Source organism: Agrobacterium vitis (genome assembly GCF_013426735.1).
Taxonomy (GTDB): Bacteria; Pseudomonadota; Alphaproteobacteria; order Rhizobiales; family Rhizobiaceae; genus Allorhizobium; species Allorhizobium vitis_D.
The window spans coordinates 1,154,540-1,162,882 of the sequence record NZ_AP023273.1; the positions used below are offsets into that span (position 1 = coordinate 1,154,540).

An 8,343-nucleotide genomic window follows, 5' to 3' on the forward strand; every position below is an offset into this window, starting at 1 on the left:
CTGATCCATCTACTGATAAAGAGGGGTGATTTCACCCCGATCCGGTTGGGCGCTGTCATAGGTCAGCACCGGTTGCGGCTGTTCATGGCTGAAGGGCAGCGGACGTGTCCCTAGCCGAAAATCGCCGTCATAATTCAAAAACAGCGCCTCACGACCCGGTGCCCGGACCCGAAGGGTTCTCGCCAACGGATCGAAGTCGATGCTGGTTGTCCGTGCTTTCAAGCAGAAAATCTCGAAAGCCTGCGCGTCACCGGCTCCGACAATGGCCACCCAGCCCGAAATCGGTGCCAGTGCCCGCAATTCACGGCCTGCCGTCGCGCCTGCGTGCATCGGCTCCAGTCCGTGACTGTTGTAAAGGGCGGCAAACCCTTGCCCAGAGCGGGTAAAGACCCAGTTTTCCTCAGTGATTACCTCGTCCAGACCGTCAATGCCCAGATAGGCGTGGGTGAACGGCAGGCGTCCGCCTTGCGTATCGGCAATCAGCAGGGCGATATCGCCATGTTGCGCGACGCGCGGCAGGATGCCGCTTCCTGCCCAATAGGAGGGCCGCTGCGAGCCCCATGGATCGTCCTCGCCGGGATGATTGATCCAGAGCCGCGCCATCGGATGGCCAGCCAGCCTGATATCCAGCACATGCTGCTGATGGCCTTTGCGTCCTGTCTTGTGATCGACCACCGTCGAAAGCTGCGAGGCGTGGGTTTTGAACACCACGAGCTTGCCGCTTTCAAGCCCCTGCGCATACCGCGCCTCTATGCTGCGTCCGTGCTTCAGCACCGCCAACGGAGCCAGATCCTCCGGCGGCTGGTAGTCGCTGGCGCAGAACATTGGCAGGGAGGCGACACCACCATTCAGCCAGCCCTCTCCAAATGCCACCCAGGCGAAAGGGGCGAGTTCCGTCAGCGGCCCGGCCCGCAATTCCTTGTCATAGGCGCGGCCCTGAGAACCCGCTGGCACCCCCGCCAGTGTATGCAGGGCGATCATCCGGAAGATCAGGTCCAATTGCTGGCGGGCGCGGGTGGCGATGTCAGGCTCCGCCCAATGTTCCAGCGCCAGCAGGCCAATGAAATCAATCGGGTAATAGGCGGCGGAATTCCATTCGGCCAGCCCATGCGCCTCGACGCTGTCGAACCAGCGATGCAGCCGCTGACGGGCCAGAGCCGCCTGCCCTACACCCGTGCGGCCAGACGCCGAAAACACCGCATCCGGCATCAACTGACCGGCCAGGAGCTGGCTGGTGTGGAAGCAGAGAACATGGTTCTCGCTCCAGAACCACATGGTGTCATTGCCCGGTTCATCCACCCAGTAGCGATAGCTCAGCACCGATTGATACACCCGCTCGCGCTGGTCAGATGTTAGAACATCAGGGTAAGCGCCGAGCAGCCACAGCAGCGGCACAAGAATGAAATCCGAGCAATCCTCCCGCCGGTCGATGGCGGCAAGTGTATCGCTCAGGAGTTTTTCCAGCACTGCGTCATCCACCTGCCCGCAGGCCGCCATGGCCAGCACCCGGCCGATGCGCGGCGCACCATGGCGGGCCGAGTAAGCAAGCGCCTGCTGTTTGCGCTCCCTAAGGCTATCCTGCGAAATCTCCGGCTGTAAGCGGCTCAGAAAAGCAGCATCAATCACCCGGCTCGCCACACTGGCACCCTCACCCATGCGCAGCCGCACACCGTGATAACCATCGGCAATACCGAGCGTTTCATACACGATAAGGGTTCTGTCCCCGGCGCGTAGAACCGCCTGCGCCTTTGCCAGCACGGCACGCTCATGACCATGGCTGTAGACGGTGATCTCCACGGGAATATCGGTTCGCGGCGCGTCATCGAACAGTAATTCCAGCGGTTGACCGCAAAACACGTCGCGGGCCGGGCGCACGCTGCGGATCAACCGTTCCAGCCCCGCAACTGTCGCCCCATCCAGGGCCGCAGGCAAAAGCACGGCGATTGGCTCTGCATCCGTCACTTCCAGCTCGACAAACCAGACCGTGTCGCGCTCCGCCAGGTCTTCGGTGTGAACCAGAATATCATTATCGCCCTCGGCCAGTTGCAGGGTGACATCCGACATGGATTCAAAATTGCGCCGGAACGGTTCGAAGCGAACCTGCTCCACACCATTCACCCAGATCCGTACCCCACCGCAGGTCTTCAGCCGCAGCGTGAGGCTTCTTGCCGCCGTGGCCCTGAACGTGCCACGCAGCCAGCGGCGCACATGGGTCGGAACATGCCAGAAATGGGTGAATTCCACTCGCCGATTGGCACCCGGCAGATTGAGGTGATCAGGCTCCCAGTCGCGCTCCGGCACCAGGTCTCGACCGACCATCGTCGCCCAGAACGCCTTGCGACACGGCAGATCGCCGACATCGACGAAACCGTTGATGAAGCGGTAATCGACGCGGTCCTCGGCGGGCGCCGCAATACCCGCAAACACACTGGCAGTGAGTGGCGACACCAGCCAGGACGTGATCGTCTCACCGGTACGAACCTCATAAACCGGATCTTTTTCTGCTGCTACGGAATGATCGTTCATGGCTCGCCTCCATGCGATCATGAAAATATTTTTTATCCAGTCAAATTTCAATAAGAAAATCATGGATCGCCGAATTTTCGCCAACGAAACAGCTTGACGACACGTTTGTCAAGTCGCAAAAAGAGGATGGAGGCGCGTGACATTGAGGAGTGCTACGCCATTTATGAAAATATTTTTACGGGAGAGAATCATGTCGAAAATTCTGTCAGGCGTCAGCGCCATCGTTTTGTCGGCGCTTGCGCTCAGCCATCCGGCCTTTGCCGAAACCAAGACCATCACCTTTCTGTTCACCGATGACGATCAGTCCTATGTCGAGCATATGGCGGCGCTGAGCAAACAGTTCGAAGCGGCTCATCCTGACGTGAAGGTCAATTTCGTATCTTCAGGCTATGATGCTGTCGCCAAGCAATTGCCGGTGCAGCTGGCCGTTGGCGAAGGCCCGGATCTGGCCAAAATCACCGATTGGCAATTGGCGCCCTTCTATCTCGACATGCGGCCCTATATGAAGGACCCGGATGGCTACGCCAAACTGCATGGCGAAAGCCTCAACCAATTGCGCCTGCCCGGCGTCAACGACCCGAAATCAATCAATGGCTATGTCGCCTCGCAGACCCTGAACCTGCCCTTCATCAACAAGACATTGTTCGAGCAGGCGCAAGAGCCGCTGCCCGGCCCGAAAGCAACGCTGAAGGACATTATCGAGGCTTCCGCCCGGGTGGCCAAAAAGACCGGCGTGCAGATCCCCTTCACCATGGACCGTTCCGGCCACCGGTTTTCCGGGGCCGCCTTTTCCTATGGCTCGTCCTATGTGAAAGACGGCAAGTTCAGCTTTCCCGACGAAGCCGCCAAGACCTATATTGCCGATCTCTACAACTGGACGAAGGAGGGTAGTTTTCCCAAGGAAATGTGGGGCGCTGCCGGCGGCTCGCAATACAAGAACATGGGCGACGAATTCGTCAATGGCAATGTGGTGACCTATCTGGCCGGCAACTGGATGGTCAATCCGTTCCAGAAGAAGATTGGCGACGCCTTCGAATGGACGGCAATCAACGCGCCCTGCGGCACCGCCGGATGCTATGCCATGCCGGGTGCCACCGGGATTGTCGGCTTCAAGCGTACCAAATACCCGGAAGCCGTCGCCCAATTCATCGAATTTCTCGGCTCCGAGAAAGTCCAGCGCGAGATTGCCGAAAACTATGTGATCCTGACGGGCGCGGAGATCGACAAGCCGCAATACAAGCTGACGGACGACAATGCCAAGGCGTCCATGGCCGTCTTCAACGACAACGAAAAGAACGTGCCGCAGGAGGCACGGATTTTTGAAAAGAAAAAGGGCGGCTCGGCGCTTTACCAGCAGATCGTCCAGCGTATGAGCCAGCTGATCGTCGGCGAGTTGACGCTGCAACAGACCTATGATGCGCTGGCCGCCGATATCGACAAGATCAACGTGGCGACAGCGACGAAGTAAGCCGTTAGGCGCGACACAGTTTAAAGGCCGTCCAGCAATCTGGGCGGTTTTCAGACTGCTGACAAAGCCTGCATTTATCCTCGACGTCATGCTCGGCCTTGTGCCGGGCATCTAAGCACGTTAATTTAATCCAATATTATCAATTGCTTATTCAGAGACAGCAGACCCTCGGGACAAGCCCGAGGGTGACGAAATGCCGAGATCGGAGTTTGTCAATAAACTGAAAGCCGCCCAGCAATCTGGGCAGTGTTTTTCTCAGCGGATATTATGGACCGCTTGCAACCGTCGAAATTTGGCCGCACATCCTCTCCAGAACGATGTGCAGATTTGAAAGGACAAGGTGCCATGCCCATTGCATTGACAATCGATGACCTGAAACGTCAAGCAAAGCGCCGTGTCCCGAAAATGTTCTTCGACTATGCCGATAGCGGCTCCTGGAGCGAGAGCACTTACCACGCCAACGAGAGTGATTTTGCCCGCATCAAGCTGCGACAACGGGTTCTGGTCGATATGACGGAGCGGTCGCTGGCAAGCACGATGATCGGTGAACCTGTCACCATGCCAGTGGCGCTCGCCCCGACCGGAATGACCGGCATGCAGCATGCCGATGGGGAAATTCTCGCGGCGGAAGCAGCGGAAGCTTACGGCGTGCCCTTCACGCTGTCCACCATGAGCATCTGCTCGATTGAGGATGTCGCGCTTCATACGCGCCGCCCCTTCTGGTTCCAGCTTTACGTGATGAAGGACCGTGATTTCGTCCATAGCCTGATCGACCGTGCCAAGGCGGCGCGCTGCTCGGCGCTGGTGTTGACGCTCGATCTGCAAATCCTCGGACAGCGCCATAAGGATCTGCGCAACGGCCTGTCGGCTCCCCCAAAATTCACGCCGAAACATCTCTGGCAGATGGCGACCAGGCCGCAATGGTGCATCGGTATGGCCAATACGCGGCGGCGTCATTTCGGCAATATCGTCGGCCATGCCAAGAACGTCTCCAGCCTGTCTTCGCTCTCGGCCTGGACGGCGGAACAGTTCGATCCAAAGCTGTCCTGGAGCGACGTCGCCTGGATCAAGGAGCGCTGGGGCGGAAAATTGATCCTGAAGGGCATTCTCGATGTGGAGGACGCCCGCGCCGCCGCCGATAGCGGGGCGGATGCGATTATCGTGTCCAACCATGGCGGTCGGCAACTGGATGGCGCGCCCTCGTCAATCTCCATGCTGGCCTCGATTGTCGAGGCGGTGGGAGACCGGATCGAAGTGCATATCGATGGCGGCGTCCGCTCGGGCCAGGACGTGCTGAAAGCCTTGGCCTTGGGCGCCAAGGGGACCTATATCGGTCGGCCTTTTCTCTACGGGCTTGGCGCGGATGGACGAGCTGGCGTGCAGCGAGCTTTAGAGATCATCGCCAGGGAGCTTGATATCAGCATGGCACTGTGCGGCAAGCGGCTGATTTCGGAGGTGGATGGCTCAATCCTGATGGGCAATCCCTTCGCTGCCGGGCCTTGCTGAACCAATTCTCTCACCCTTGCCGTGTAAATCCTGTTCTACATCTTGAAATCCTCCGCATAATCAGCGACCAAAATGGATAGTTTTTTCGCAAGGCAGGATCATGTCCCCCATCAGCACTCCGGCATCGCCTCCCCGTCAGCTTACCCGGGCGGATTTTCGCACCCTTGGGCTTTCAGCCTTGGGCGGGGCGTTGGAATTCTACGATTTCATTATCTTCGTGTTTTTCGCGGGTGTAATCGGCAAGCTGTTTTTCCCGGCCAACATGCCGGACTGGCTTGTGACCATCCAGACCTTCGGCATCTTTGCTGCCGGCTATCTGGTTCGGCCCCTGGGCGGGTTGATCCTGGCCCATTTCGGTGATGTGTTTGGCCGCAAGAAAGTCTTTGCCTTTTCCATCCTGTTGATGGCGCTCTCCACCCTCGGCATGGCTGCGATGCCGACCTATGCCTCCATTGGCATTGCCGCACCCGTGCTGCTGATTATCATGCGGCTGTTGCAGGGCGTTGCCATCGGTGGAGAAGTGCCGGGTGCCTGGACCTTCGTGTCGGAACATGTGCCGTTTCGCCGTGTGGGCTTTGCCTGCGGTTTTCTCTGCTCTGGCCTGACACTCGGCATTCTGCTGGGTTCGTTGATCGCAACCGTCATCAATTCGATGTTCACACCTGAAGATGTCGCCGCCTATGCCTGGCGCATTCCCTTTTTCCTCGGTGGTTTCTTCGGCCTTGTTGCCGTCTACCTGCGCCGCTGGCTTCAGGAAACCCCTGTTTTTGCCGAGATGCGTCAGGCGCGGACGACGGTGATGGAACTGCCGCTGAAAACCGTGCTGCGCGATTATCCCGCTGCTGTCATCATTTCCATGGCCTTGACCTGGGTGCTCGCCGCCTGCCTCGTCGTTACCACGCTGATGACGGCCACGCTCCTGCAAAAGCTCTATGGCTATAGCGCCCAGATCGCGCTGTCCGCCACCAGCTTCGGCACATTGTTCCTGATTTTCAGCACCGCTGCATCAGGCGCGATTGTCGATAAATTCGGCTCCGGGCGGTTTTTAATGGTTGGGAGCGTATTTTTGGCCGCAGCAACCTTTGCTTTCTACACCTATGCAAGCGTTTCGGTTCCGGTCCTGTTTGGACTCTATGCGGTAATGGGCCTTTCCGTGGGCATTGTCGGGGCCGTGCCTTACGTGATGGTGCGCGCCTTTCCCGCACCTGTCCGCTTCACCGGCCTGTCGTTTTCCTACAATGTCTCCTACGCGATTTTCGGCGGATTGACACCGATTGCGGTCGCCAGCCTGCTGCCGATAAACCCAATGGCACATGCCTATTACCTGCTGTTCATCGCCGCCCTCGCCTTTGTGCTTGGCGTCTATCTGACGCTGAAAGGCGATGGGATCGAGGCGAAGGCTGGAATAGAGGAACTGGCCCGCCGCCAGACAACAGCAACGCTTTAATTCGAAAGCCGGGGACGACGCTGACCCCGGCATTCCATTCAGGTCAGATATCCAGCGTTGTCTGATGCTCCCATGGCGTGAATTGTGAACAATAGCTCGTCCACTCCCCATGTTTGAGCTTGAGATAGGCCGAGGAGAACTCCTCTCCCAATGCCTGTTGCAGCTCGGTATCGGCTTCATAGGCCCGAAGCGCATCCAGAAGGTTCATCGGCAGCTTCGGGGCGTCCGTCACCGTATGACCTTCGCGGTACATATCGATGTCGTAATGCGGGCCGGGATCGGCATTGGTTTTGAGGCCAGACAGGCCAGCGGCAATGATGATGGCCTGAAGCAGATAGGGGTTCACGGCACCATCGGGCAGGCGAAGCTCAAACCGACCCGGACCCGGAACGCGCACCATATGGGTGCGGTTGTTGCCGGTCCATGTCACAGTGTTGGGGGCCCATGTGGCACCGGAAACCGTGCGCGGCGCATTGATCCGCTTGTAGGAGTTGACCGTGGGGTTGGTGACGGCAGCCAAGGCTGATGCATGTTTCATAATGCCGCCGAGGAAGGTTTTGCCCTTGGCAGACAGGCCAAAGGGCATGGCCTTATCGGCAAACGCATTGACCTTGCCGTCATTATCCCACACCGAGATATGGGCATGGCAGCCATTGCCGGTGAGGCCCTTAAAGGGCTTTGGCATGAAGGTGGCGCGAAGCCCATGCTTTTCAGCCACCGATTTGACCATGAATTTGAAGAAGGAATGCTTATCGGCGGTTTTCAGCGCGTCGTCATATTCCCAGTTCATTTCAAACTGGCCGTTGGCGTCTTCGTGGTCGTTCTGGTAGGGCTTCCAGCCCAATTCCAGCATGTGATCGCAGATTTCGGCAATCACATCATAGCGGCGCATCAGGGCCTGTTGGTCGTAGCAAGGCTTTTCGGCGGTATCGAATTCATCGGAAATTGTCTTGCCGTCGGCAGAGATCAGGAAGAATTCCGGTTCCACCCCGGTCTTGACACGCAGGCCCATGCTTGCGGCTTCGTCTACCAGCTTTTTCAACATCACGCGCGGAGCCTGCTCCACCGGCTTGTCGTCCATCACGCAATCGGCGGCAACCCATGCCACGTCCTTTTTCCATGGCAGTTGGATCACGGAAGAGGCGTCTGGCACTGCAAACAGATCGGGATGGGCGGGGGTGAGGTCCAGCCATGTGGCAAAGCCTGCAAAGCCTGCGCCATCCTTTTGCATATCGGCAATGGCTTGTGCTGGCACCAGCTTGGCGCGTTGCGCGCCAAACAGGTCGGTATAGCTGATCATGAAATATTTAATGCCGCGTTCAGCGGCGAATTGTGCAAGGTCCTGTGTCACGTCGTTCCCCTGTTTTTATGGATTGAGACACATGTTGAAAGGAAA

At 58.1% G+C, this 8,343-nt stretch carries 5 protein-coding genes; 3 read left to right on the forward strand and 2 right to left on the reverse strand.

Annotated elements, in window-relative coordinates; all coding sequences use genetic code 11:
• Positions 1 to 9: 9 nt before the first annotated feature.
• Positions 10 to 2,526: a hypothetical protein gene (locus tag H1Y61_RS22240; RefSeq protein ID WP_180574863.1), complete on the reverse strand. Its 2,517-nt coding sequence runs from the start codon at positions 2,524 to 2,526 to the stop codon at positions 10 to 12.
• Positions 2,527 to 2,716: 190 nt separating this feature from the next.
• Between H1Y61_RS22240 and H1Y61_RS22245 the strand changes: the two genes are divergently transcribed.
• From H1Y61_RS22245 to H1Y61_RS22255, 3 genes are all read left to right on the forward strand, one after another.
• On the forward strand, positions 2,717 to 3,994 hold the full coding sequence (locus tag H1Y61_RS22245; RefSeq protein WP_180574864.1) for an ABC transporter substrate-binding protein: 1,278 nt from the start codon (positions 2,717 to 2,719) through the stop codon (positions 3,992 to 3,994).
• Positions 3,995 to 4,339: 345 nt separating this feature from the next.
• Positions 4,340 to 5,500 (forward strand): alpha-hydroxy acid oxidase, encoded by a 1,161-nt coding sequence (locus H1Y61_RS22250; protein ID WP_180574865.1) that lies wholly within the window; start codon positions 4,340 to 4,342, stop codon positions 5,498 to 5,500.
• A gap of 100 nt (positions 5,501 to 5,600) precedes the next feature.
• On the forward strand, positions 5,601 to 6,947 hold the full coding sequence (locus H1Y61_RS22255) for an MFS transporter (RefSeq protein WP_180574866.1): 1,347 nt from the start codon (positions 5,601 to 5,603) through the stop codon (positions 6,945 to 6,947).
• 43 nt (positions 6,948 to 6,990) lie between these two features.
• Here H1Y61_RS22255 and glnT read toward each other — a convergent pair whose 3' ends face one another.
• Positions 6,991 to 8,298, reverse strand: coding sequence for a type III glutamate--ammonia ligase (glnT, locus tag H1Y61_RS22260; RefSeq protein WP_180574867.1), 1,308 nt, complete (start codon positions 8,296 to 8,298; stop codon positions 6,991 to 6,993).
• Positions 8,299 to 8,343 lie beyond the last annotated feature (45 nt).

Excerpts from the sequence above, each read along its gene's own strand:
- H1Y61_RS22240 (WP_180574863.1), bottom strand. The coding sequence starts at position 2,526 with ATGAACGATCATTCCGTAGCAGCAGAAAAAGATCCGGTTTATGAGGTT.
- H1Y61_RS22245 (WP_180574864.1), top strand. The coding sequence starts at position 2,717 with ATGTCGAAAATTCTGTCAGGCGTCAGCGCCATCGTTTTGTCGGCGCTT.
- H1Y61_RS22250 (WP_180574865.1), top strand. The coding sequence starts at position 4,340 with ATGCCCATTGCATTGACAATCGATGACCTGAAACGTCAAGCAAAGCGC.
- H1Y61_RS22255 (WP_180574866.1), top strand. The coding sequence starts at position 5,601 with ATGTCCCCCATCAGCACTCCGGCATCGCCTCCCCGTCAGCTTACCCGG.